This is a genomic window from Collinsella sp. AF18-8LB (genome assembly GCF_003459795.1).
GTDB lineage: Bacteria > Actinomycetota > Coriobacteriia > Coriobacteriales > Coriobacteriaceae > Collinsella.
This window is the reverse complement of the sequence record NZ_QRWU01000001.1, coordinates 238379-262904: the sequence shown is the minus strand read 5'-3', so window position 1 is coordinate 262904 and position 24526 is coordinate 238379. Positions and strand designations below refer to the sequence as shown.

General features: G+C 57.0%; 18 protein-coding genes. 8 read left to right on the top strand and 10 right to left on the bottom strand.

Annotated elements, in window-relative coordinates; all coding sequences use genetic code 11:
• Positions 1-7: 7 nt before the first annotated feature.
• Complete coding sequence (locus tag DWX25_RS01170; protein ID WP_117798496.1) at positions 8-718, bottom strand: TetR-like C-terminal domain-containing protein; 711 nt, start codon at positions 716-718, stop codon at positions 8-10.
• Positions 719-1224: 506 nt separating this feature from the next.
• On the opposite strand from DWX25_RS01170, the gene DWX25_RS01165 reads away from it, so the two are divergent.
• The 4 genes from DWX25_RS01165 to DWX25_RS01150 all read left to right on the top strand — a co-directional run bounded on the left by DWX25_RS01165 (position 1225) and on the right by DWX25_RS01150 (position 7808).
• Positions 1225-3354, top strand: coding sequence for a hypothetical protein (locus DWX25_RS01165; protein WP_117798494.1), 2130 nt, complete (start codon positions 1225-1227; stop codon positions 3352-3354).
• A 202-nt stretch (positions 3355-3556) separates the two neighbouring features.
• Positions 3557-5689, top strand: a complete 2133-nt coding sequence (locus DWX25_RS01160; RefSeq protein WP_117798492.1) for a hypothetical protein — start codon at positions 3557-3559, stop codon at positions 5687-5689.
• A gap of 2 nt (positions 5690-5691) precedes the next feature.
• Positions 5692-6765, top strand: coding sequence for a hypothetical protein (locus DWX25_RS01155; RefSeq protein WP_117807738.1), 1074 nt, complete (start codon positions 5692-5694; stop codon positions 6763-6765).
• 8 nt (positions 6766-6773) lie between these two features.
• Positions 6774-7808, top strand: coding sequence for a hypothetical protein (locus DWX25_RS01150; protein WP_117798489.1), 1035 nt, complete (start codon positions 6774-6776; stop codon positions 7806-7808).
• 230 nt (positions 7809-8038) lie between these two features.
• On the opposite strand, the gene DWX25_RS01145 is transcribed toward DWX25_RS01150, so the two are convergent.
• The 3 genes from DWX25_RS01145 to DWX25_RS01135 form a co-directional block, all read right to left on the bottom strand.
• Positions 8039-9073 (bottom strand): hypothetical protein, encoded by a 1035-nt coding sequence (locus DWX25_RS01145; protein ID WP_117798487.1) that lies wholly within the window; start codon positions 9071-9073, stop codon positions 8039-8041.
• Between the two features lie 162 nt (positions 9074-9235).
• Positions 9236-10015, bottom strand: coding sequence for a hypothetical protein (locus tag DWX25_RS01140; RefSeq protein ID WP_147335803.1), 780 nt, complete (start codon positions 10013-10015; stop codon positions 9236-9238).
• A 61-nt stretch (positions 10016-10076) separates the two neighbouring features.
• Positions 10077-11174: an RtcB family protein gene (locus DWX25_RS01135; protein ID WP_117798484.1), complete on the bottom strand. Its 1098-nt coding sequence runs from the start codon at positions 11172-11174 to the stop codon at positions 10077-10079.
• A 222-nt stretch (positions 11175-11396) separates the two neighbouring features.
• Here DWX25_RS01135 and DWX25_RS01130 point away from each other — a divergent pair, with 222 nt between their 5' ends.
• Both DWX25_RS01130 and DWX25_RS01125 read left to right on the top strand, forming a co-directional pair.
• Positions 11397-12407: a YafY family protein gene (locus DWX25_RS01130; RefSeq protein ID WP_158553178.1), complete on the top strand. Its 1011-nt coding sequence runs from the start codon at positions 11397-11399 to the stop codon at positions 12405-12407.
• A gap of 7 nt (positions 12408-12414) precedes the next feature.
• Positions 12415-15702 carry an ATP-dependent DNA helicase gene (locus DWX25_RS01125; protein WP_117798482.1) on the top strand — a complete coding sequence of 1096 codons (3288 nt, stop codon included), beginning with the start codon at positions 12415-12417 and terminating at the stop codon, positions 15700-15702.
• Positions 15703-15854: 152 nt separating this feature from the next.
• Here the strand turns inward: DWX25_RS01125 and DWX25_RS09735 are convergent, their stop codons facing one another.
• From DWX25_RS09735 to DWX25_RS01100, 6 genes are all read right to left on the bottom strand, one after another.
• The gene (locus DWX25_RS09735) at positions 15855-15980 is read right to left on the bottom strand and encodes a hypothetical protein (RefSeq protein WP_255412936.1); all 126 of its coding nucleotides are present in this window, start codon (positions 15978-15980) and stop codon (positions 15855-15857) included.
• Positions 15981-16451: 471 nt separating this feature from the next.
• A complete protein-coding gene (locus DWX25_RS01120; protein WP_117798480.1) occupies positions 16452-17309 on the bottom strand; it encodes an HAD-IIB family hydrolase in 858 nt (285 codons plus the stop codon).
• An 87-nt stretch (positions 17310-17396) separates the two neighbouring features.
• A complete protein-coding gene (locus DWX25_RS01115) occupies positions 17397-17735 on the bottom strand; it encodes a P-II family nitrogen regulator (RefSeq protein ID WP_089572298.1) in 339 nt (112 codons plus the stop codon).
• 188 nt (positions 17736-17923) lie between these two features.
• Entirely contained in the window at positions 17924-19201 is a 1278-nt protein-coding gene (locus tag DWX25_RS01110; RefSeq protein ID WP_117798479.1) for an ammonium transporter, read from the bottom strand.
• 198 nt (positions 19202-19399) lie between these two features.
• On the bottom strand, positions 19400-20419 hold the full coding sequence (locus DWX25_RS01105; protein ID WP_233505172.1) for a putative ABC transporter permease: 1020 nt from the start codon (positions 20417-20419) through the stop codon (positions 19400-19402).
• Positions 20420-20422: 3 nt separating this feature from the next.
• The gene (locus tag DWX25_RS01100) at positions 20423-20980 is read right to left on the bottom strand and encodes an HD domain-containing protein (protein WP_117798477.1); all 558 of its coding nucleotides are present in this window, start codon (positions 20978-20980) and stop codon (positions 20423-20425) included.
• A gap of 228 nt (positions 20981-21208) precedes the next feature.
• Between DWX25_RS01100 and DWX25_RS01095 the strand changes: the two genes are divergently transcribed.
• Together DWX25_RS01095 and DWX25_RS01090 are read left to right on the top strand one after the other, a co-directional pair.
• Positions 21209-22990 (top strand): 1-deoxy-D-xylulose-5-phosphate synthase, encoded by a 1782-nt coding sequence (locus DWX25_RS01095; RefSeq protein WP_117798475.1) that lies wholly within the window; start codon positions 21209-21211, stop codon positions 22988-22990.
• A 467-nt stretch (positions 22991-23457) separates the two neighbouring features.
• Positions 23458-24453, top strand: coding sequence for a glutamate ABC transporter substrate-binding protein (locus tag DWX25_RS01090; protein WP_117798474.1), 996 nt, complete (start codon positions 23458-23460; stop codon positions 24451-24453).
• Positions 24454-24526 lie beyond the last annotated feature (73 nt).

Below are 24526 nucleotides of genomic sequence, written 5' to 3'. Positions count from 1 at the left end.
TCTCCTCTTAGTTGTTGGACTCGACGGTTGCGGCGGTGTCGGCCGCGTCCTCGAGCTGCAGATTCAATAGCTTCATGCCGTATTCCGGCACGTTGATATCGATGGGTTGGCCATACAGGTCGCCGGGGCGCACAAAGGCGATAACCGTCATGATGCGCGCCATGGTCTCGGGCGATTCGGAAAGGTCACGTTCAAACCAGCGCTGAATCATGCCGACCTCGGCACTCACGACGTAGGTGACGTAGTAGTCAAAGAACGTGCCCAGCGCCAGGCCCAAAATGCCCGTCTGCGCACGCGGCGCCACGGCCTCACGTGCGGTGTCGATAATCCTTTTAATGAAGGCCTGGTCGCCGCCCGGACCCAGCAGCGCACCGATTAAGTCGCGGTTGGCCGCAAGATAACGCAGCAGCTCAACCGAACCGGGCGCCGGCTCGAGCTCATCGATGTTGTGATAGAGATCGGGCAGCTGAGCTGCAGTGATGAGCTCAATGCACTCACGAATCTCGGCCAGCAAACCGTCCTCGATTTGATTGATAAAGTCGGGAATATCGCGGTAGTGCGAATAGAACGTGCGACGCGTAAGGCCAGCGCGCTCGGTGAGTGACGCAACATTAATGCGCGAAAGGTCGCCGCTTTCGGCAAGCTCGCTAGCAAGTGCCTGGCGAAGGGCACGCTGCGAGCGAAGGGACCGGCGATCACATTTCTCGAGCTGGGACAAGCGTCCTCCTTGTTACTCATCCTGTGCGCTATTGCACAGTGCGAGTATTATTGCACACCGTGTGCATCAACACGTAAAGGCAATATTTGGAATGTGACGAGGGGGCAGTCCCTTTGTCACATTCACCCTTGTCGCAGAACCCCACCTACATTTTTCGAGTTATTCGGCCTCACTGCCAATCCTCCGTGAATGTCATACGGAATACTCGAGCCGCTTTGTTTTTATTTGGGCGTTTATTCGCTCACTTTTCACAGAATCGAACACCGTAAAGGACGCAGGCGGTTCGAAGAAGGCCCTTCTCGTCAGTAAGCACCCTCGGAAAGGCCGAATAACTCGATTTTTGCTGGTGGCGCAAACGGTGTTGCCAAAAACCGGCCTTGCTCGCCCGCAACGCGGCAAATTGACTATCTCAATGTCGTAGCGAGTTGCGACTTGATCCCGTTAATAGGACTAACAATGGCCCCACGCGTTGCATCATGCCGGTAACAATCGATAAGGAGGCCGACATGAACAACCACGCAAACGATAGCATCAGCGTTACTGGCAAGGACCTTGTCCTCAGCTGCATCAGAAGCCAAGAGCTGCGAGACCACATGCGCAAATACTTATACTGGCCGGCACCAATCATCGCTGGCTCTCTTAAGACGCTTGACGAAAAGCGCACCATGCTCGAGCAACTCCGCAAGGAGGTTTCGCCAGAGCTGACCGAAGATATCGATTCGCATCTCGCCCAACTTAACAGCGCGCTTGAAATGCTCGACAACATCGAGCGCGGCCGCGGAATCCTCCTGTTGCACGTCATGGTCTACAACGAGGAGGAACGCGGCGCCGACGCCCTTGACGGTCCCTTCCCCACCGCATCCTGGGAAGCCGCGCAAACGCTCATGAAGCGCTACATCGAAGAGTATCCTGAAGACGACTGGTCCGAATCGTACTGGAAGATCGACCTATACACCTCAGAAGACCTGCACGAACATCAAACGGCGCAGCCCTCCCTGTCGTTCGCGGCAACCAGGGATGGCGAGCTTATATTTCTCCGCGATCAGCGCAATAACCGCACTCGCAAATCGTATGTCGAAAGCGCCTGGCGAAACGATAGCAGGCGGTTCTGCGCGAACAACGAGCCTATCTACACGCCGTGGGTACCGGGCGACATCCTCAAAATCGACGGCCGTCCCTTCGACCACGGGCCTCGCTTTGCCATTGTGCTCGAAAACGACTACGAGCACACGCTCCGGGGACAGATCTGGTGTGCGGGCCCCAGCAGAGATCACGGCGTTAAGGAGGGTTCGCCTTCATCCGGCACCTTCAGCGACAGTCTCTTGGACCCCTTCATCCCCTCTGCCCTCTACACCGGCGAGCTCTATACCGGCGACTTGCCGGACGACTGCGCCTTTATGCTCGAGCTCTCGCAAAAGTTGCACGATGATCCCGACTACGGCAAACAATGGTCCGAGGGTTCCGTCGGACATGACTGCCTTCAGCCGTATCGCAAGCCCGCCAGCCAATGTGAGTTGGATATTCGTCCGGACATCTTTGAGTTTTTGGACTCGCGCAGCATTAAGGAGCATCTTCAACGAATCAACTACGAGCTCACCACGCCCGTAGCGGCTTTTATCGTCAATTGCTCGCATAAAGCAACGCTACAGCAAAAGCTCGAAGGCTGGCAAAAGATCATCGACAATATGCCCAATTGCGCCATGAGCCGCAGAAACGACACGATCAACATCCCGGACTTCCATGCCTTTCTGCGCAATGTCATCAGGCAGGAGCAAAGAAAGCTCGCGCACTTTAAAAGGACAGACGGCCAGAGTCTGTATTTCTTTGATGACTACTCATGGGACCGGCGCGGGCAGGGCGGTTGTCTTTACGGCCCGTACAGCAGTTATCAAAAGTGCTTCGATGCAACCTGGAAAGGGCTCGACGGTGACGATCCCAAAGCCATCAGGATCACTCGTCGTCCCATCGACCCAGACGAAGATCACTATGCCGACGACATGGTCTTACTCAATGCGAACGGCGAAGTAATGTCTTGCGATTATCGCAACAAAAGCGAGTGGGACGAGGCGGGCACCGCCAGCGATTTCGAGGACATGTGGTTTGATATCCCAACGCCCTTCCATGCCGGAGACATCGTCTGCAACCTCCAACGTCCCGACGAGCCGATGGTGCTATTTGACCTGCAAACTTGGGGATCCGAACGAGTCGACAAAGAGCTGGCCTCCTCCGTCTACAAAGAGCGCCTCGTGCAAAAGGCCGACAAGCTATTGCGTTGGCACCGATATGACGGCGACACCAGCGACATGTACGCCTACGGCTGCCAAGTCTCATCCGCCTTGCATTTCCCCTTCTACATTGGGGAGCCTGAGGGCTTTCTTTTGGACATCGATTATTACCGCAAGCCGCTCAAGTCAGAGGAGCGAATCCTTTACGGCGTCAGGGCATATGTCAAAGGCGACCTGGCGGTTGACTCACTCGCCGCGATGGCCAGCGCATGCGAGCTACAAGCACTGGCGGAGAAAAAGGTGCGTGGCTTCGAGGACGCAGACAGTTGGCTCAAGGACCGCTACCCGGAGCTGTTCGATGCGACGGTCGATCCCTTCTTAGAGGAAGGTTGCGCCGGTTGCCAGGATTAAAGGGTCAACGCCATACCGGCGCTGTTCGCCACAAGATCCAACATCATATTCTGCATGGCAATCCTTTCAGTACGCGCACACCCATGTACCAGTGCGTTTCCAAAAGTATGTTTGACGCGAGATTCATATCAGACCCGTTAATGGGACCACAAAGCGCAATCTCTGATGGATGCTAACGGCAACGACCGAATTGGAGGTTGCCATGAACAACCAAGCAGATACCGTAATCACCGATGCCGGCAGGGAGCTCGTTTGCAGTTGCATCAAGGACGATGAGCTGCGTGCTCATATGTTCAAACACATGGGAATGGCAGATGGCTCCCTCTGTAAAATCATCGGCGGCTCCCTCAAGACGCTCGACGAAAAACGGACCATGCTCGAGCAGCTTCGCAAAGAGGTCTCATCGGATTACGCCGAGGCGATCGACTCCGGCCTCGAACAACTCGACACTGCACTCGATATGCTTTATAACGTTGACCGTGACCGCAGTATCTTGCTGGTCTCCGGCATGTTTTACAGTGAAGATGAGCGCGGGCACGACACCTTTGACGGCCCCTTCCCCGTTGCCTCATGGGGAGCTGCGCAAACCCTCATGAAGCAATACGTCGATGATGACCCCGATGAAGATTGGTCCGAATCATTCTGGCAGATTAAGCTCTATACCGCCGAAGACTTACATGACCGCCCGTGCGCTCAAGCCTCGCTGATATTCGCCGCGACCATGGCTGGCGATTTGGTCTTTTTGAGCGATCGCCGGAATCAGCGGACTCCGCACCAAAGCATCGATCACTTGCCGTGGAACAATAGCAAGCACTTCTGCGCCAATGGCGAGGTCTTTTACACTCCCTGGGTCCCCGGCGACATCATCAAGATCGACGGTCGGCCCTTCGATCACGGTCCCCGTTTTGTCATCGTGCTCGAAGACGACTACGATAGTTCGTTCAAAGGCCAGGTTTGGTGTGCCTATCCGAGCAAAATCTACGGCGTTGAGGAAGGCAATCTCCGCTTGAGGGATTTCACGGACGGCTTCCTCGACGACTTCACGCCCTCTGCCCTCTATACCGCCGAACGTTATACCGGCGAATTGCCCGATGATTGCTCCTTTATGCTCGAACTCTCGAAAAAGCTGCACGATGACCCCAGCTACGGCAAACAATGGTCGGACGGATCGGTCGTACACGACTGCCTGCAGCCATACCGCACATCGGCCGGTCCCAGTGCCAACGCTATACGTTCGGACATTCTCGAGTTTCTCGACTCGCCTGACATCAAGGAGCATTTGAGAGACATCGGCTACGAGTTCACCACGTCCGAGGCGGCATTTATTGTTGCCCGTTCGAACGAAAAGGCGCTACGGCAGAAGATCAAGGGCTGGCAAAAGATTATCAACAACATGCCCAATTGTGCGATGAACAGGCGATACGGCACGTTCAATATCCCCAACTTCCATGTCTTTCTTCGCGACGTCATCAGATGGGAGCGCAAGAAAATCGCCCGGTTCAAACAGCCTGGCAAGCACATGTATTTCTTTGAGGACAAGACGGGAAGTCCCCATGAGAGCGGGTGCAATTATGGCCCCTACACCAGCTACGAAAAATGTTTCGAGGCAATCTGGAATGAGCTTGAGGAGGAAAATCCTACCTCGATAGAAATAACGCGCCGCCCGATCGATCCGGACGAAGACTACTATGCCGCCGACAGGCTCATGCTCAACGCAAAAGGCGAAATTATGGACTGCCAGCTGAGCTGCATCGACATGGAACGCGAGGGCGAAGACCCCACTTTCGCTTTTGAGTTGATGTGGTTTGACATCCCGACGCCATTCCACGCCGGCGACATCATTTGTCGTCACGGCGACCCTGGCGACCCCATGCTGCTTCTCAATATGCAGACATGGACCACGCAGCGGGTCATGGATGAGCTTCCGCCTTCCACCTACAGGGAATGCGCCGCAAAAAATGCCGACGACCTGCTCAGACACCATCGGCAAAATGGCGATACGAGCGACATGTACGCCTACGGCTGTCAGATTGAATATCCCCTGGAGTACCCCGTCTATATCGGAGAGCCGAGTTGTTTTCTTCTCGATATGGAATACTGCCGTACCCCGCTCAAGCCGGAGGCGAGAATTCTGTACGGCGTGCGGGCATATCTCGACGGCTATCTGGGTCTTGACTCACTTATTGCGCTATCGAGCCTTTACGAGCTGCAGGCGCTGGTCAAGAAAAAAGCCGAGCGGTTTGAAGGGGAAGACGGCGGGCTCAAGACCCGCTATCCGGAGCTGTTCGATGACACGATAGCCCCGCCGGCACGATTCAAAACAAAGAGGAGCTAACCATGGACATCTTGGATTTTGTGGACTCCCGGGACATCCGGGAGCATCTCCGCCGCATCAATTTTCAACCCGACACCATTGAGGCCGCCTATCTGGTTTGGTTTTCGAAGACCGCCACGCTCGATCAGAAATGCGAAGCTTGGCAGGAGATCGCCCGAACCATGCCCAATTGCTCGCTGGAGGCAACCCATGCCGGTCTTGGAAGGCCGGCCATCCCCGATTTCCATGCTTTTTTGTGCTGGACAATCGATTACAACAAGCGGTGCGTCGATGCGTTTGCGAGTGGGACGGGCTACGTTTATCAGTATGAAGAGGAGATTGTGCCCGACGGGCAACTTTGTGGGGCCTTCGGCGCGCCATTCAGCTGTTATGAGAAATGTGCCGAGGCGTTGCGCGGTGATGATGAGCTGGCGAGCCGTCCAGAGGCACGCGTACGCATCACCCGGTGTCCGCTCGATGCCGACGAAGAACATCACCGGGAAGATTGGCTCATGGTGAACGGTAAAGGCGAGGCCCTTTCCGTCTATTGCCCTTCCGCCGGCCCCGTTGAGAACGATTGGGAAATCGCATTCGAGTTCATCTGGGTCGATATCCCCACGCCGTTCCACACCGGCGATATCGTCTGGACGCCGCAAGGCAGTGCCCGCGAGCCGTTCACGCTGTTCGATCTGCGCACGTGGGACCGGACAAAGCTCGAGGCAGAGCTTCGGCAGGCAGACCGTTCTGACGAATGGCTTGATCATGCGCAGCAGCGCCTCGAGCACTATCGCCATGCAGGGGATATCAGCAACATGTGTGCCACTGGCTGCTCGATTACCTACAACGAGACGTTTCCCCTCTACATCGGCGAGCCAGACCCGCTTTACCTGAATCTTGAGTACTATCGCAAACCACTCGAAGACGAGCAGCGAATTTTAATCGCCGCCCAGGCCTACCTGCGCGGCGACCTGTATGTCGACTCACTCATCGCGTTTATCGACACCATAAGGATGGAGTCCAAGGCAAAGCGTAACCTGAAAGAGCTACGTCTGGATCAGGCACCGCTCAAGGAAAAGTATCCGCAGCTATTTGAATAAAGGCCGCCATGTCCGAATCTACGAGAAGCCACACCGGCAACCCGGAGGCCATCATGCACGAAGAAATAATCAACTTGATCGACTCTCCGGAGCTGCGAGAGCATTTGCTGCATAATCCACAGCTACTGAGCAGTGATCAGCACGCGCACATCATCGGTAGCGCGCCGATAGAAATCAACCGCAAACGGAAGATGCTCAGCAGACTGCTTGCTGCTGAGCGCAACTCGTCAGACAACACTTTTCATTGGTACGATCCAGAAGATTGTATCGACTACATCGATGGCTGCTTGGACGCGCTAAAGGCCGTCGACGGAAACAAGAAAGTGCTGCTTATCAGCGAAATTAGCTTCATCGATAGCGAAGTGGGATCCGCTATCACGCATGGCCCCTTCCCCGTGGCATCGTGGCAGGCCGCCCTTGCGGCAATGAAGACATACGCAGACAAGTGGGGCGGCATGACAGATTTATCGTCCTCATACTGGATGATTGAGCTGTTCAACCTTGCCAACGACCCGAGCTGTTCATATCCATACGACGGCTTTCTACAGCCAGACTACGCTTACTACGCAAACGCCTCCGGCGAAATCCAGTACATCTGCAGAGAGGAAGAGGGCGAATGTGGCGAGGCGCGCGATTGCATTGTGGGTGAAATCTTTGGGCCATGGTTTAAAGGGGCGTACATCGACCTGCCCACACCGTACAAGAAGGGCGACATTCTCGAGATTGACTGCAGGCCATGGGCGCCAGGACCTTGTTATTGCCTGGTAGCAAACTCGAAATTGGACTGTCTGTATCCCGATGACGATGGGCAGATCAGATGTGGCTCTATCCCCTACGGCAGCTGCTTTGCCGGATGGGCACATACGAATCTGATGCTGTCGCCTGTGTTCAGGGCGAGAAAAGCAACGCAACCTTTGCCAGAAGAATACGCGGCCTTGCAAGCGATCGGGTTGGACCGGATAGATAACTTGCTAGAAGCGTGCACCGACAACAAAGAGGAAGAGCCCGGCTGGCTGGATATATATCGGCATCGCGCTCGTTGACGGAAGACACGAAAAGCCGCAACAACCCCCATTAGCCGGTCTTGCCCATATCTCAATTCGGCATTCGAATCCTCATGGACACAAAAGAGGCCGTGCCCACACCAGGCACGGCCCAAGAACACGAGACTCAGAATATCTTTGGGCGAAGTGAAAGCATCTTGATTCGCCCAAGCTCTGCACATGATGTCGAACTTGAGAGGGTTTTCCCATCAATCAATCGAGCACTAGATCTACTTGATGATTTGCTTCATTTTTCTCTTGGCCTCATCAAGACGACGGCCCTTGAAGTAATACCAAATAAGCCTATCAACCTCTTGGAAGCCAATGTCACCTTCAAATGGCTCGATCGTCATAGAGCCATCTAACGCACACTCATTCGAATGTTCGCCTCGCCAGAGGTTAACGCCATCGCATACACTTCTATATAGCTCACGGTACTTCCAGTAACCCAAAGATGAATCATCATTGACATAGTCTGAAATCAGTTTCTTCAGCTTTGAGTAGTTCTTTTTTTCGATGTCAGCATGATTGGAGTAGGCCCAAATGTAATAGGGAAGAACCTCCCCGACAACTGAGTCATAGATGCAATATCTATCCCCAAGCCCGCCTTTTATACATGTGTGATGACAGAATTTCGATGCAAATGAAACATTGTTTTTCTTAAAGTCGGTAAGACCCTCATCACGCAAATAATTCTCAGCATATCGAGCGATAAGATACACCGCCCTAGCGCCTCCGTGCTCATCGCCGCCATTCGAGTCGTCCTTCAAGGCTTCTATTAATTCATCTTTGTTTTTAATAATCTCACGAGCGGTTAACGCTGCCCCACCGGTCAACACCCATTCAGACTTCCGACTATTGGAACTATTGCCTTTTTGAGAACTCTCTTTGTATTTTTCTTCAAGTTGAGGAATATCAGTTTCTGGGTCAACGTTCTTGATTTCGCCAGCTTTGACTGCATCGCTATATCTCTTTCCCAGCACCGCTAAGTGTGTTGAGTTCACTTTATTGGTGTAGTAAACAGCCTGTTTAATAGCATCCTCATCGCCGCCAAGAACGTCGCCATACATTTTGCCAATCAATGTTTCGTCTGCTATGTCATAAGACGAATTGTGATCAATCATGGTCTGAACAAATCGGATATTCTTGTCACTAAAAACCGGGAATCCATTCTGATCCAGGTCAAACAAATATGGATTGGCAGCTCGCTTCGCCCCATCGTCCTCTTCCGTCACCGGATTAAAAAGTATCTCTTGACGACCCATGCGGACTCCTTCCCAGAGCTGTTCAGACATGGCGTTGATAGTCACAACACCTTATATTGATGGTAATTCCTGGCGCACTCAGAAGCATCTTTTTGGCAGATGAGCGGTCATTTTCTGCTGGTAAACGCGCTGCTGGCCGAGCAGTTGTTATTGGCTATGGCCTCAGCCGAAGGCTCGCGTGCAGGACGGCTCCATGCCATCGGAACTTATGCGGACCAGAGCATCTGCATTGCAGTGGGTCTCGACGAATGCCACATCGTTGTCTCGACCCTCTGCCGCAAAGCAGCCTGCCAGGATGGCGGATGTTGGGCTGAGCATGTTTCGCAGATCGCGCAGGACAGCGTTTATCGGGCGGTTGTCGTCGAGCATTTCGAGTCCGTCGATTACGACCACGACGTCCTTTAGTACTGCTCTGTTCCACGTTTGGTCGCCGAGCAACCAGCTCGTTAAAAGGTCCATGGTCATGTTGTCTTCGACAAAGATGCCCAGGTTGCGCTGCTTGAGTCGCATCGTTGCGCGAATCGCCTCGACTTGACGCTCTTCAGAATCCTCCGGCACTTTGGTGCCCATCTCGGCACGAATAAGCCGGGCAATCGCATCCTCTTCACGCTCCCGAATCGGCACGTAAAGCACGGCGCATTGCTCACTCAGACGCAAAGCCGCATACACCAGCACGTTCGAGACATCTTCATGCGCGCCGCCAATCACGCTGAGCTTGCCCAGCCCAACGCCGCCACCTAGGGCATCATCGACCGGCATACCGGTCCTCAACACTCGCGGGGCTTCAAGCACCGACGTCTCCATACCACGGTCGAGTCCAGAAGCCAGTCGGTTGCGGAAACCGCTGAGGTCAAAACCCTCATCATCACGCTCTCCACGATTCCCGCCACACCGATTCGCGGACGGCGGCATCACGCCCGAGAAGCTCAGCATCTCGTCCATGCTCACGGAGCGTCCAATTCGGTCGTCCCTGGAGTCCATCTTTAGCGTCATCGCAACCCTCCTAACGCCTACCGCGCTTACCAGTAGCCTTAAAATTCCAAATCGGCTTGAGTCGATGAATAACATCGACCGTCGGGTCCATGAGTCTCAGTACATCATCCGCAGGCTTATACGCTTCGGGCGACTCATCGAGCGTCGTCTCGCATGCGCTCGGACAGTAGATGCCTGCATCGCGCATCTCGTTAACGAACGACCTGGTATCGAGCGTTTGGAACGCTTTGGTGCGGCTCATCGCACGACCCGTCCCATGCGGCGCCGAGCAGTTCCAGTCCTCGTTTCCCTTGCCGCGCGCAATAACGGCACCGTCGCGCATGTTGAACGGAATCAGCACCATCTCGCCCGCATGAGCGCTAATAGCGCCCTTGCGAACCATGCCGCCTTCCGAGATGTAGTTGTGCATGGTGGTAAAGCCGTCTCCGTCGAGTCGAATTCCCGTACGCTCAACAATCTGTGCGACAATCGCCTTGCGGTTCTGATTCGAGAAGCGTTGGCAGTTATGCATATCGACGAGATACTCGGCAGAAAGATCTCCCACGAGATACTTAAGCTCGTCGGGGATATCTGCCGTGCACGTCTTCTGCGCCAGCGCCTGATGGTGCTCCGCCGTCTGCTTGCCCATGTTGCGCGAGCCGGTGTGCACGACCAGATATTGGCACCCATCCTCGTCCTCGTCGAGTTCAATGAAGTGGTTGCCGCCGCCCAGCGTGCCCATGGAGCGCTCAACCTTGCGTTTATCCTGCAGCCAATCACGCGACTCCATGTCAAAGTCCGCGAGTACGCAGGCAGGATCGCGATGAAGGCTAAAGCCCGTAGGCACCGCGCGCTTCACATCGCGATTGAACTGAATGAGGTCGTCGCGCGCAATGGTCTCCGCAAGCGGCACACAATACATCCCGCATCCGATGTCGACCCCCACCAGGTTGGGAATCACCTTGTCGCCCAAGTTTGCCGTAAAGCCAATCACGCAGCCCTTGCCCTTATGGGCATCGGGCATGATGCGGATCTTGGCACCTTCAAACGGCGGGCAGCTGGAAATCTCCTCGATCTGCTCCTTGGTTGAATCCTCAAGATTCTCGGCAAAGACTTTGATGTCTGCCATCGCATTTCTCCTGTTTTGATCCTTGTAAACCGGAACCGGCCCCAAGCCAACAGAGTGCATGTCACGCCAGCCAGCCAAACCGCCGATTTCCGTTTAACCACCTTTCGCCCTATTCGGACTCTTATTGCTGCGAATACTACGGTCGCGCGGGCTACAATGAGTCCCAATAACGGGTCTTGTTTTGTATCTTCGGCTGTTACCCTGCCGGCGAAAGGAGACAACGTGGCGAACAGACCAAATCAAAAGCTCAGGCTTCTGTTCCTGCTTAAAACCTTGATGGAAAAGACCGACAGCGCGCACGGGCTCACAACACAGCAGATCATCGAGGAGCTCGCCTATCACGATCTCGAGGCCGAACGAAAGGCCATCTATCGCGACCTGCAAACACTTCGCGACTTTGGGCTCAACATCGACCAGCGCGGTGGCAAGGAATGGGCGCTGGTCTCACGCCCGCTCGACCTGCAAGAACTCATCATGCTTGTTGACGCCGTGCAGAGTTCGCCGTTTTTGACCGATAAGTTGACCGACCACCTCATCGGCAAGCTGCAGAGCCTCGCCAGCCTGGGCGAACGCGAGCTGATGCACAAGCGCGTCGACGTGCCTTCGCGCGTGAAGATGCAAAACTCCGATGCCCTGCTCAACATCGACTTGATTCAGCAGGCTATGCGCGAAAAACGCAAGATTCGGTTTCGTTACTTCCACTACGACGCCGCCAAGCAAAAGGCCCTTAATCATGACGGAAAGACCTACGAGCTCACGCCCGTGCGCCTTATCTACTCCGACGAACTCTATTACATGATCGGATTTCGAGATAAATGGGCTAATGCCGGCTCGGGTCATCAGCCGTTCACGCCTTATCGCGTCGATCGTATGCTCGACGTTGCGGTGTCCGAAGAGTCCGCGACCAAAGATCCGCGTATTGCGGGCTATGTGCTTGAGGATCACGTTTCACCATCATTTGGTGTTTATGCTGCCGACAAAACCACCGTGGTACTGGAACTCGACGATCGTGCGATGAACCCGCTCATCGACAAGTTCGGGCTCGACGCCGTTGTGTTTGAGAACCAGGATGGGCGCTTGCTGGCGACCGTCAAAGCCCCACTGTCGCCGCAATTCTTTGGCTGGCTCTTGCAACTCAGCACCTTCATTAAGATCGTTCAACCTCAAAGTGCCATCGATACGTATCTCGACTATCTCGATAGCACGCGTGCACTCTACCAGGAAGACAGGTAATACTGCCATGAACATGACCCCCGAACTCATAGCATCGCTAGACCGACTAAACCCCGAACAGCACGAGGCCGTCGAATGCCTAGATGGTCCGCTGCTCGTCATTGCCGGCCCCGGCACCGGCAAGACGCAGCTGCTGAGCCTGCGCGCGGCGAACATCCTGGCCAAGCGCGATGCCGCCCCGCGCAACATCCTCTGCCTCACCTATACCGAGGCGGGAGCGGAAGCCATGCGCAAGCGCTTGATTGAGCTCATTGGGCGCGACGCCTACGGCATCGAAGTCAGCACGTTCCACGGATTTGCAAGCAGTATCAGGTCGCGCTATCCCGAGTACTTCGTGCGCCCTTCGACCGACACGCTTGTTACCAGCCTGCACCAGCAAGAGATTTTTGATCGACTGCTCAAATCGCTGCCCTTTTGTTCTCCGCTAGGCGGAGGGTCACCTGATATGCCTGCGCAAAACATCGGTAAGATGATCGGCTTTGTCTCCAAAATCAAACGCAGTGGCCTGGACTACGACACGCTGAGCGCCATCGCGCAGCAGAATATCGACGCCGCTACCTGGCTCACCGAACATTCCGAGCTGCTTACACTTGTCTGTGAAAGGGCAAGCGCTGCGTTGGCTGAGCGTTTTGAGGAAGAGGCAGAGCGTGCCTGCGGCATGGCGCCTACATCGCTCACCCGCCCGATCGGCTGTCCTGCTGGCACGTATGTACCGTACATTCTTGAGTTGCGCGACACCGTTCGCCGCACCGAGCTTATTGACGAGAAGGGAAAGTCGTCGGGATACACCAAGGTACGCGACCAATTCTTTGGCGGTAGCAACTCCCAAGGACGTACGTTTAAAATTGCCGAGCAAAGCGAGCGACTTAAGGCTGCTTGCGACGTTGCACGTCGCTACCAGAGCGAGCTCAACCAGCATCATCTCTACGATTACGACGACATGATCGGCGACTTTGTTAACGCCGTCGAGCACAACGACGCATTGCGCCAAATCCTCCAGGACACCTATAGCTACATTCAGGTCGACGAATTCCAGGACACCAATGGTGCCCAGATGCGCATCATCGAGCTGCTCTGCGACGGCGTTGGTGCGCCCAATATCATGGCCGTCGGCGATGATGATCAGGCCATCATGCGTTTTCAGGGCGCCACGATCGAATGTGCTAACCAGTTTGCGGCCGAGTTCTCGCCCCGGAGCATCGTGCTCAAGACCAACTATCGCTCCACGCCCGCCATCGTTGAGCTTGGTCAAGCTATCGCACGGCAAATTGAATATCGCCTCGACGCCAGCTCGAATAAGTCAATCGAAGCCTTTAAGCCTCAAGGCGATCAGGTCAGCTTTAGCGAGAACGTCTACACCGGCAAAGCCGAGGAATACGCCGCCGTTGCCGCGAGCATTAGGCAGAGGATTGATGCTGGCTACCTCGATGACTGCGAAGATCCCGATGAAGGAATTGCAGTCATCTCTGCCAAACACGCCGCATTGCGCTCGCTGATTCCCTTCCTCGTTAAGGAGAACGTGCCGTTTTCGTATCGCGAGCGGCAGAATCTCTTTGCCTCCGAGCGTATGCAGACGACGTTGGCACTGTTGCGTTGCGTTACCGCGCTTGCTCGCGGGCAAAAAGGGCTGGCAAGCAGCTATCTCCCCCAGATCATTTGCGCCACCGAGCTGGGCGGAAATCATCCGTCATCCGTGGCGTTTGCGCTCAACGCCAAGCGTGAGCATCGCGGCGACTGGATGGCCGCCATGCACGAGAGCGATAACGTCCGCGTCAAAGAGCTGTACGACGGCCTTATGCAGTGGGCGGCCGAAGCCAGCACCTCCCCTGTCAGGCCACTGCTCTTTAGAATTGTCGAACGCAGCCTTGGCTATTATCAGAATTGCAAGGAACAAAATCCGCTGGGCGCAGCCGAATTCAATGCCGGCATCCGCGCCCTGCTCACCTTTGCCGAAGGTGAAATGGGAGATGCGCGCCGTATGGGACGTGCGCTTCGCCTGCCCGATATTGTCGACAAGCTCGATGCCGCTCAAAAGTTTGGCGTGAGTATCGACGCATCGATCGACCTCGGCACGCCGGGAGCTGTTCGCCTCACCAGCGCCCATAGCTCTAAGGGCCTGGAATTCGACTGCGTCTACCTGCTCGATGCCGACGACTCCACTTGGCACAAAGGCGCCGGCGGCATGAGCTTGTACCCGTCCAACCTGCTTATTCGCGAGGAAAAGGATGATGACGACGCGCGCCGCCTGCTGTTTGTCGCCATCACGCGCGCTAAACGACACCTCGAGCTGTACCGTGCCGGCGGGTCGGCACTGCAGGAGCTCACGGGGCTTATCGACTCTTGCGAGGTTTCTGCTGAAGCAGACCAGCTCAGCATTGCAATCGAAACCGAGTGGCGCGACAACTACGTGCTCGATACGCCCGAGCTCCGCGCGCTTCTGGATCCTCATACCGACGTGAAGTTTCTTTCTGCCACAGCACTCAACAACTTTGCGACGTACGAGCCTGGATGCGCAAATAGTCTGCACTTCCCTGAGAAGCAGATTGTGCGCCTGCCCACGGCGCCCACGATCCAAACCGAATTCGGCACCATCATTCACGCGATGTTCGAGGAGATCGTTAATAGAATGGAAGCCGATGGCGAGACGGCGATTGAGACAATTGAGGCCGAGTATCGCCAGCAGATTTCGTGGCTCGATTTTGCCCCCGAGGACGTCCATCGCTATTCGGAGCGCTTCGAACGCATTTGTCGTGCATTCGTCCCCTGGCTTGTCGAGCACGTCCATGGCTATCGCTGCGTCACAGAGGCGAATATGCAGTGCCTGACCACCGAAGGAACTCCGCTCTTTGGTTTTCTCGACCTGCTCCTCGTTGACGATGCAGCTAAAACGGTGCAGATTGTTGACTACAAGACTGGCTTTGGCAAAGAAGTCCCTGCAGGCTACCATCGTCAGCTCAAGTTTTACAAACTGCTGGTCGAAGCGTCACCCGAGTTTTATGGCTACACCGTCACTTCCATGGGCGACTACTATGTAGAACCCGACAAGACAACGGGCGAGCTCCGCCCGCCGTTCGCGACAACCGCCAACGCCGACGACATTGCCGAGCTCGAACAACTCATCGATGCCGTATGGTCGCGCATTGAACACGGTGCTTGGGATACCGGCGCTTTTGAGCAGAGCGATGCCCATGAGCTTGCTATCGAGGAGCAGAAGAGCTGTCGCAAAAAGGCCGACAAAGCCGAGATCGTGCAACGCGCTTACGAGCATTGGCTAGTCGAGAACCCCGGAATGTGACGAAGGGACTGTCCCTTTGTCACGCCCCGCCCACCTTTTGAATCGGCATTACCGATTGTCCGAAATGGCATTCGTGGGTAGAATAGTGTCGACGGCAGCCCAAGTTGTAGCTGGCTGGGCAGCGCCGTTGTTTGCATTAGGGGGTCAACGCCTTAGCGGCGGCGACCCCTTCTGTTGCGCTTCGAACGCTGCTTGAGTGCCTCGGAAAGGCCGACAAGCGCTGTGAAGAACGAGACCAAAGCGGTCAGAAGCCTCACGAAATCAATCAGACCGGTCATGGGCATCACCTCCCATCAAATGGAGGGCGTTGCCCGGCACATGGAACTGCCGTCAACGATACCGATTCTATCAAAGCGCAGTTAGATATGCGAATGTTTGTTCGCATTTCAGAAGATCAAAGCTCGGGTATGGCGAAGGAACAGTTCCTTTGCCATACCCGAGCCTGTCGCCGAACTGCCACCTACATTTTTCGAGTTATTCGGCCACGCTACTGGTTCTGCATAAATGCACCGCCGGGATTATCTGAGGGTTTTTGTCCTTATTTGAGCGTATATATGCCCATTTGCGCACTTACGTCACCGAATCAAACACCATTAGAGGCATGAATGTTCCCGAGAGGGCATCTTTAGCCATTTAACGACCTCCGACAGGCCGAATAACTCGAAATTTGTTGGTGGCGAAAGCGTAACAGTCCTATACGCCAAAAGCCGGCATCTCCCATGCGAAAAAGTGAGTGTCCCTTTGCCACATTATTCGATGACGGTGCGAGAGTTTTGCTTATGCATGGTGGCAAGCATGTGTTTGGGGACGGCGTGGACCATGCAGCTGCCGATGGTCGCACTAGCGGCGGCCTTAGCTGCATCGCTTGCGTTTTTGGTCGCGTAGCTGTGGCGGAAACGCTTGAGCATGGCGATGTCGTTGCCGCCGTCGCCGTAAACCGCGACCTCATCCTCGGCAATACCGTAGTAGCCCGCCAGCCAGGCCACGCTCTCACCCTTGTTGCACGCCACGTCCGTGATCTCGAACATCACCGGATCGAACGGCGCGTTGACCACGCGGTCCGAGCGCTCGGCAAGATAGGCCTTAAGGTCGCGCTCCAGCTCGGGCGAGGTCACGCGGCAGTTGATCTTGCACACATCGTGGCGCAGGATGTCACCGATCGACTGGTCAAAATACTGTTCCTCGTGATAGCCGCCACGTGCACGCATGCCGCGCATCACGATGCGCTTGATAGGGCTGTCCTTCTTAAAACCCGCCTGGTGCATCTCGAACGAACCGCTCGAGAACATGCCGTCGGGCGTGGAGCAGTCGAAGCAAATGTCCGGAAACTCCTTGAGCAGCTCCTCGGTGATCTGCGGATCGATGGTCCAGGTCTTGAGCACCTCGCCATGACTGTCGCGCACGATGGACCCATTGGAGCAGCAGGCATCGAGCGCCAGCCCCGTGAAGCCATGCTCGCCGATTGGCAACGTCGAGCGCCCGGTCGCGGGAACCACATGCAAGCCAACCTCGGTCAGCTCACGAATGGCACGGCGGATGGTCCCGTCCGCCTCATGCAGGGCGTTCAGTAGCGTTCCGTCTAAGTCACTCGCAAACATCTTGATCATGGGCGTGCCTCTCCTTCGTCTGCACGATATTGTAGACGAGAATGGGCGCACCCCAAGGGAGGCACGCCCATCAGGCGAAAGACAACTCTATACCGCGGCGGGGCCGTGTTCGCCGGTGCGAATGCGGATGACTTCTTCGACCGGCTCGACCCAAATCTTGCCGTCGCCGACGGCACCGGTGCGAGCGGCGTTGCAGATGATTTCAACGATACCGTCGACATGCTCATCGGCGCAGATGAGGGTGAACTGCACCTTAGGAATCGTGTTGACGAGCAACTCGTTGCCGCGCACGTATTCCTTCCAGCCATGTTGCGCGCCGCAGCCCTGTACCTGGTTGATGGTCATACCGCGAACATCGGCAGCAAACAGCGCATCTTTAAGAACCTCAAGTTTTTCCTGGCGCACGATAGCCGTAATCTTCTTCATAATGAATTCCTCTCAAAAATCAACGTATCCCTTTACATGAGACGCGGGTTTTCCAGGTGCCCGAGATTGTCCCGAAAGAGGAGCGCCGCGTACTTCGGTACGCAAGCGACGGTTTGAGGGGCAAGGTCGGGCGCCTGGGAAAGCCGCGCGACGGTTTGAACGGCAAGGTGCGGTGCTTGGGGAAGCTGCTAATCGAGTCCGGAGAAAGAAGGATATGCGCTCTCGCCGTGCTGGCTCGCATCCAGGCCCAGCGCCTCGTCGGCCTCGTCCACACGCAGGCTGCCGTGGAACAGTGCCTTGACCACTGCGGCGATCACCACGTCGAGCACCAGCACGATAACGACCGTCACTACAATGCCCAGGACCTGCGAGACAAGCAGCGACGCGTCGCCCGTATAGAACAGGCCGCCTTTACCGGTCCACGAGAGTTCCGGCACGCAAAACAGACCCGTGAGCACGCCGCCCAAAATGCCGCCGATGCCATGGCAGCCAAACGCATCAAGCGCGTCGTCGTAGCCGAACCTCGTCTTAAGATGGCTGATAGCCAGATAGCAGACAGGAGACACGATCAAGCCCATGACCAGCGCCGCCCATGGCTCGACAAAGCCCGCACCCGGCGTGACCACCACAAGGCCCGCGACCAGACCGGTGCTGGCACCCACCAGCGTGGGACGACCGGTATGCACGCGCTCCACGACAAGCCACGAGACCATGCCCGCCGCACTGGCCGTCACGGTATTGAGAATGGCGAGCGCAGCCACGGCATCGGCCTTAAACTCGCTGCCGCCGTTAAAGCCAAACCAGCCAAACCAAAGCAGGCCGGCTCCCAGCGCCACAAACGGGACGTTATGCGGACGATAGCTCACCATGCCAAAACCGCGACGACGGCCGAGCATTAAGCAAAGGATCAGGCCGGTAAGACCAGACGAAATGTGCACCACGTCGCCGCCGGCAAAGTCGAGCGCGCCGATGATGTCGCCGATAAAAGAGCCATCGCCGCCCCAGACCATGTGGGCGAGTGGCGCATAGACCACGAGCAGCCAAATGCCCAGGAAGGCCGTCATGGCACCGAACTTAACGCGGCCGGCCAGGCTGCCCGTGACGATGGCGGCCGTGATCATGGCAAACGCCATCTGAAAGGTGATGTTGATGATCTGGGGGTAGACGGCGCCGTCCGCGACGTTGCCCTCGGCCGCCTGCAGCACCTGGTTGAGCACCGGCAGGCACAGCAGCTGGTCAAGGCCCCCCATAAACGGACTCGAGCCGTCGCCGCCGTAGGCCAGCGACCAGCCGGCAACAATCCACAGCACACCGACCAGGCCAATGGCGCCAAAGCACATAAGCATGGTGTTAATGACATTTTTGCGCCTGGACAGGCCGCCATAGAAAAACGCCAGACCCGGTGTCATTAAAAACACGAGCATGGTGCAGATGAGCATAAACGTTGTCGATCCCGTATCGTACATTCGCTCCCCCTTGGTCGCATGAACGTTGTCGGCGCCCATAATGCGGCCGAGGGACAACTGGTGTAGACCAGATACGGCGTTGTTAAACGCGGCGTTGTCGAATGGAAACGGCGCCGCAATCTTGGAAACGGCGCGGCAACGGACGCGAAACGAACGGGAAATACGCAAGCAAGGGAGCCGTGAGCGCATCCGTCCCGGCTAGCGCCGGAACAGCTCGCGGGCTCGGTCGCGAAGGTCGGTGGCTCGGATGACGCCCTCGTAGCGATTGATGCGCAGACGCGGGAAGGCGTTAAAGAAGCGCAGGTCACGACGGCTGAGCGACACACTCGGCACCGGACGGCTCATGCGCTTGCCGGCAAGGCGACGACTGAGCGACGGACGCGGCATGCTCGGCGCGACATCGGCAACGCGGCGGGCAGCGAGCGCCAGGCCGCGAGCACCATCCGAGATAAACGTCGGCATCGAAGCCTTCTCGCGCAGGGCATCGAGCGCCGCGTCACCCAGCTCGGCCAGCCAAGCGTTAACGGCGCGACCGCGGATATGCGTCTGCGCCACCGAGTCGATCGCCGAATCGGGAATACGTTCGAGCATAGAGTCGGAGGCGTCGGCAAGCGACTCATTGATGCGGTCGGCAAGGTCGGCACGCACACGCTCAAGCTGATCGGACAGGCGGCGCCAGCTGGCCAACGAGCACACCGCATCGACCATCATCGCGACCGCGACGATAAAGGCGGACAGCCGCACAATCAGCACCGGCAGATGGCCAAGCAGCCCCAGCAATGCCGGCTCCACTAAACGGCAAATACACAACGCACCCAAGCCAAACGCGCAGGCCCAGTACAGGCAGATGCGTCCGTGCAGGTTAAACGGCAGATGCGAGTAATCCCAAAACCGGGCACCCGTCGTTTTTTCCAACAGCACGCCCACACTATATTCGATCACGCTGCATACGAGCGCGGCAGCGACAAACTGGCTCGAGGCGTCTGGGATTCCACGCAGCAGCAACCAGCACGCGATGCCGCCCGCACCGTAGATGGGACAACACGGCCCTAGCAAAAAGCCGCTGTTGGCAAAGCGTCCGTGGTTGAGCATGGCGCAGACTGTCGACTCCCATACCCAGCCGCAAAAACCGTAGAAGGCAAACGAGAGTACCAGCGCCGAGAGCGGACAGGCGGCAAGCGTCGCGCCGTCAAATGCCATGTCGATCGCGGTTCCCACCGTCTACCCTCTCCTCTTTTCGCTCGAATCTTTGCTCGAGCCGTCACTCGAGCCCTCGTTCAAATCGTTCGCGCCGCCTTTGCGCGGCAGACGGCCGGCGACCGTCTCGCACAGAGCGCACCATTTATCGGCCAGGCACACAATCCATGCCTCGCGACACGTCGGTGGAACCGGTACCAGCGGAAACATATGGCGCACGATGATATTCCGCTCGCGCGGCGTCAGCTCAAAATCCTCTTCGGCACGCGCCAGGGCAAAAAATGGATGCCGAAATCCGTGCAGTCGATGGCTCGGGTCGGGGTCATGCCAATCGTAGAGAAAGTAGTCGTGTAACAGGGCTCCGCGCAGCAGCGAGGCACGGTCGACCGAAATACCAGCACGGCCAAGGCGCTCGGCAAAAGACAGGCTCGCCCGCGCCACCGAGGTCACATGTGCATAAACCGTCACGTCACCATGCTGAATAAACTCGTGCGTCAGGCCCAAGCGGCCCGCCTGGGCCAGCTGACGGGCGGCATCGTCGACCTCGCGCGCGATGCTCTTGGCACAAACGGTATCGGACATGCGGCCTCCTTCCAGCGGCTCTCGGCGGCAAGCCACAGCCTGCACGCAATGAATAAAATCATCATGGAACTTATCAGTATGGCATCGGGCAAAACGTTTTGCCCCGCCAGTTGGCGAATTACCGCGCCGCCGTCACATATCAAACGCCAAAATGTGCGAGACTGTCTTGTGCAATTGTGCCGGCCGAGGGAGCGCCGGCGCTCGATTCGCATGGAGTAACCCACAACGATGCTGCTTACGCAAACGACAACGCCCGAGGACGTCAAGGCTCTTAATCGCGCCGAGCTCCCGCAGCTCTGCGGCGAGATTCGCCACGCCATCCTCGAAAGCTCCGCCGCCGTCGGCGGGCACGTTGCCCCCAACCTGGGCGTCGTTGAGCTCACGGTTGCGCTTCATCGCGTGTTTAACTCCCCCATCGACAAGATTGTCTTTGATGTTTCGCACCAGACCTACGCCCACAAGGCGCTGACTGGGCGCGCGTACACTTATATCGATCCGGAGCGTTATGGTGAGGCTTCTGGCTTTGCCAATCCCGACGAGTCCGAGCACGACCTGTTCGCCATGGGTCACACCTCTACGTCGGTGAGCCTGGGCTGCGGCCTGGCGCACGCTCGTGACCTGGCGGGCGATGCGTACAACGTCATCACCATCATTGGCGACGGCTCGCTTTCGGGCGGCCTGGCGTTTGAGGGCTTTAACAATGCCGCCGAACTCGATAGCAACCTGATCATCATCGTCAACGATAACGACCAGTCCATCGCCGAGAACCACGGTGGCCTGTATCGCAATCTGGCCGAGCTGCGCGCCAGCAACGGCACCTGTGAGCGCAACGTTTTCCGCGCGATGGGACTCGACTACCGCTATCTGGATGCCGGTAACGATGTGTTGGCCCTGGTCGACACGCTGCAGGAGCTGCGCGATATCGATCATCCCATCGTGCTGCACGTCTCCACCGCCAAGGGCAAGGGCTTTGAGCCAGCCCAGAACGACCCCGAGCGCTGGCACCACGTGGGTCCGTTTGACATGGCGACTGGGCGCAAGCTCTGCCCGGGCCATCCGAGCGAGCCCGCGCCGCGCACCTATGCCGACATTACGGGCGAGGCGCTCAGCGCCGCCATCGAGCACGATCCGCAGGTCGTGGGCATCACGGCCGCCACGCCCTACATCATGGGCTTTACACCCGAGCTTCGCGCTGCCGCCGGCAAACAGTTCGTCGATGTGGGCATTGCCGAGGAGCATGCCGTAACCTTTGCCACCGCGCTTGCGCGCTCGGGCGCCAAGCCAGTCTTTGGTGTGTACGGCACGTTTTTGCAGCGCGCCTACGACGAGCTGTGGCACGACCTGTGCCTCAACGACGCCCCCGCAACCATCCTGGTGTTCGGTGCGTCAATCTTTGGCACCACGTCCGAGACGCACCTTTCGTTCTTTGATATTTCCATGCTGGGCGGTCTTCCCAACATGCGTTACCTGGCGCCTTCCTGCATGGAGGAATACCTGTCCATGCTGAGTTGGTCGCTCGATCACCGCGAGCATCCCGTGGCGATTCGCGTGCCGGGCATTGGCTTGGTAAGCCGCCCCGATCTGGCGCCCGCCGAAGACACCGACTACAGCGCCGTTCGCTACAACATGGTGCGCCAGGGCCGCGATGTGGCCGTGCTCGCGCTTGGCGATTTCTTTGAGCTGGGCGAGCGCGTGGCAAACCGCCTGGCCGCCGAGTATGGCATCGAGGCGACGCTCGTCAACCCGCGCTTCGCAACCGAACTCGACCGCGAGTTCCTCGACAGCCTTGCCGCCAAGCATCGCGTTGTCGTCACCCTCGAGGACGGAATCTTGGACGGCGGCTGGGGCGAGCGTGTGGCGTGTTACCTGGCCTGCACGCCCGTGCGCACGCGCACCTTCGGCATCGCCAAGGGCTTCCCCGACCGCTACGACCCCAACGAACTGCTCGCACAGAGCGGCATGACGGTCGAGAACATGGCCGCCGAAACCGTGAAGCTGCTCAACGAGTAAGAAAACCTCCGCAAGGGAAGCACCCCTGCGGAGGTTTTTATTTCCCCCAACTCAATTATCTCGATCTGTAACATCTAGGACCCGAATTCCCGTCTAACTGTTACAGGTCGAGACAAAACAGCGGGGCAGGCCGCCACATCTGCAAGAACCACCACAAAGGTGCCTGTCCCCTTTGTGGTGGTTTTAGGTCATGGTCGATGCGAAGAATGAATAACCGTTCATACGCGATCTCCTTACTTATATAACGACCACCATGAGCGACCGCGCCGCCCACAAGGCGGCGTCTCAGCTGCAATAACCGACGTTTTCCCAGATAAAACCTGCCAAAATAAACCTGTCCCTATTTGGTAGATAGAATAACCTATAAGGTAAGTATGTTTCTGAGTTATTTCGTGTTGACCCATTTGAGCGCAATAGGGTATAACTCTACTCAACCACTAGGATTTTTTTGAGAAAGGTGTTCTCCCATGAGCAAGAACCTCTCCCAGCAGGTCGTTCTCGACCGCCGCGGCTTTGTCGCCGCTACCTTCGCAACCGTCGCCGGCCTTGGTCTTGCCGGCTGCTCCGACACCAGCGCCGAGGCCGACAAGGGTTCCGCCGCCGGCTCTTCCAAGAGCTCCGAAAATACCGAGGCTTCCACCACGCTCGACGCCAAGGCATTCGACAAGCTCGTCAACGACGGCCCCAAGGCCGATGACGACGCCATCGCCGCCAGCACCTGGGCCACGGCCGTCAAGGATGCCGGTGTCTTTAAGATCGGCGGCGTTCAGACCTCCACGCTCTTCTCCCTCCTCAACGAGAAGGACGGTCAGACCCGCGGCTTCGACGCCGGTATCGCACAGCTTCTGTCCAACTACATTCTGGGCGAGAACAAGGTCGAGATCACCCAGGTGACCTCGGACACGCGCGAGTCCGTCCTGCAGAACGGCCAGGTCGACGCCGTCTTTGCCACCTACACCATCACCGACGAGCGCAAGAAGCTCATCTCCTTTGCCGGTCCCTACTACTACACCCAGCAGGCCATCCTGGTGCTCGCCGACAACGACGACATCAAGAGCGTCGATGACCTGGCCGACAAGAACGTTGCCGTCCAGTCCGGCTCCAACGGCCCTGCCATCCTGGAGGAGTTCGCTCCCAAGGCCAGCCAGCAGGAGTTCAAGACCGACGAGGAGGCCCGCCAGGCACTCCAGCAGGGTCGCGTTGACGCCTACGTCATCGACAACAACATGCAGCAGAGCGCCCTGGTCCGCGAGCCCGGTAAGTACAAGATTGCCGGCAAGCCCTTCGGCAGCAAGGAGCCCTACGGCATCGGCCTGCCGCTCGATTCCGACGGCGTCGCCTTTGTCAACGACTTCCTTAAGAAGATCGAGGGCGACGGCACCTGGACCGAGCTGTGGCAGATCTGCATCGGCGACCGCACGGGCGACACCAATGTTCCCGAGCTGCCCGAGATCGGCGCCTAGGCAACGCGCCTAGTAACGGCCGCAACGAAACCATACGGAAACGCACGGTGCGCTTTATTGCGCTAAACTGTTT

Bases quoted from the DNA above. Each gene is read 5' to 3' on its own strand.
- DWX25_RS01165 (WP_117798494.1), top strand. From the start codon at position 1,225: ATGAACAACCACGCAAACGATAGCATCAGCGTTACTGGCAAGGACCTT.
- DWX25_RS01160 (WP_117798492.1), top strand. From the start codon at position 3,557: ATGAACAACCAAGCAGATACCGTAATCACCGATGCCGGCAGGGAGCTC.
- DWX25_RS01155 (WP_117807738.1), top strand. From the start codon at position 5,692: ATGGACATCTTGGATTTTGTGGACTCCCGGGACATCCGGGAGCATCTC.
- DWX25_RS01150 (WP_117798489.1), top strand. From the start codon at position 6,774: ATGTCCGAATCTACGAGAAGCCACACCGGCAACCCGGAGGCCATCATG.
- DWX25_RS01145 (WP_117798487.1), bottom strand. From the start codon at position 9,073: ATGGGTCGTCAAGAGATACTTTTTAATCCGGTGACGGAAGAGGACGAT.
- DWX25_RS01140 (WP_147335803.1), bottom strand. From the start codon at position 10,015: ATGGACGAGATGCTGAGCTTCTCGGGCGTGATGCCGCCGTCCGCGAAT.
- DWX25_RS01135 (WP_117798484.1), bottom strand. From the start codon at position 11,174: ATGGCAGACATCAAAGTCTTTGCCGAGAATCTTGAGGATTCAACCAAG.
- DWX25_RS01125 (WP_117798482.1), top strand. From the start codon at position 12,415: ATGAACATGACCCCCGAACTCATAGCATCGCTAGACCGACTAAACCCC.
- DWX25_RS09735 (WP_255412936.1), bottom strand. From the start codon at position 15,980: ATGACCGGTCTGATTGATTTCGTGAGGCTTCTGACCGCTTTGGTCTCG.
- DWX25_RS01120 (WP_117798480.1), bottom strand. From the start codon at position 17,309: ATGATCAAGATGTTTGCGAGTGACTTAGACGGAACGCTACTGAACGCC.
- DWX25_RS01115 (WP_089572298.1), bottom strand. From the start codon at position 17,735: ATGAAGAAGATTACGGCTATCGTGCGCCAGGAAAAACTTGAGGTTCTT.
- DWX25_RS01110 (WP_117798479.1), bottom strand. From the start codon at position 19,201: ATGTACGATACGGGATCGACAACGTTTATGCTCATCTGCACCATGCTC.
- DWX25_RS01100 (WP_117798477.1), bottom strand. From the start codon at position 20,980: ATGTCCGATACCGTTTGTGCCAAGAGCATCGCGCGCGAGGTCGACGAT.
- DWX25_RS01095 (WP_117798475.1), top strand. From the start codon at position 21,209: ATGCTGCTTACGCAAACGACAACGCCCGAGGACGTCAAGGCTCTTAAT.
- DWX25_RS01090 (WP_117798474.1), top strand. From the start codon at position 23,458: ATGAGCAAGAACCTCTCCCAGCAGGTCGTTCTCGACCGCCGCGGCTTT.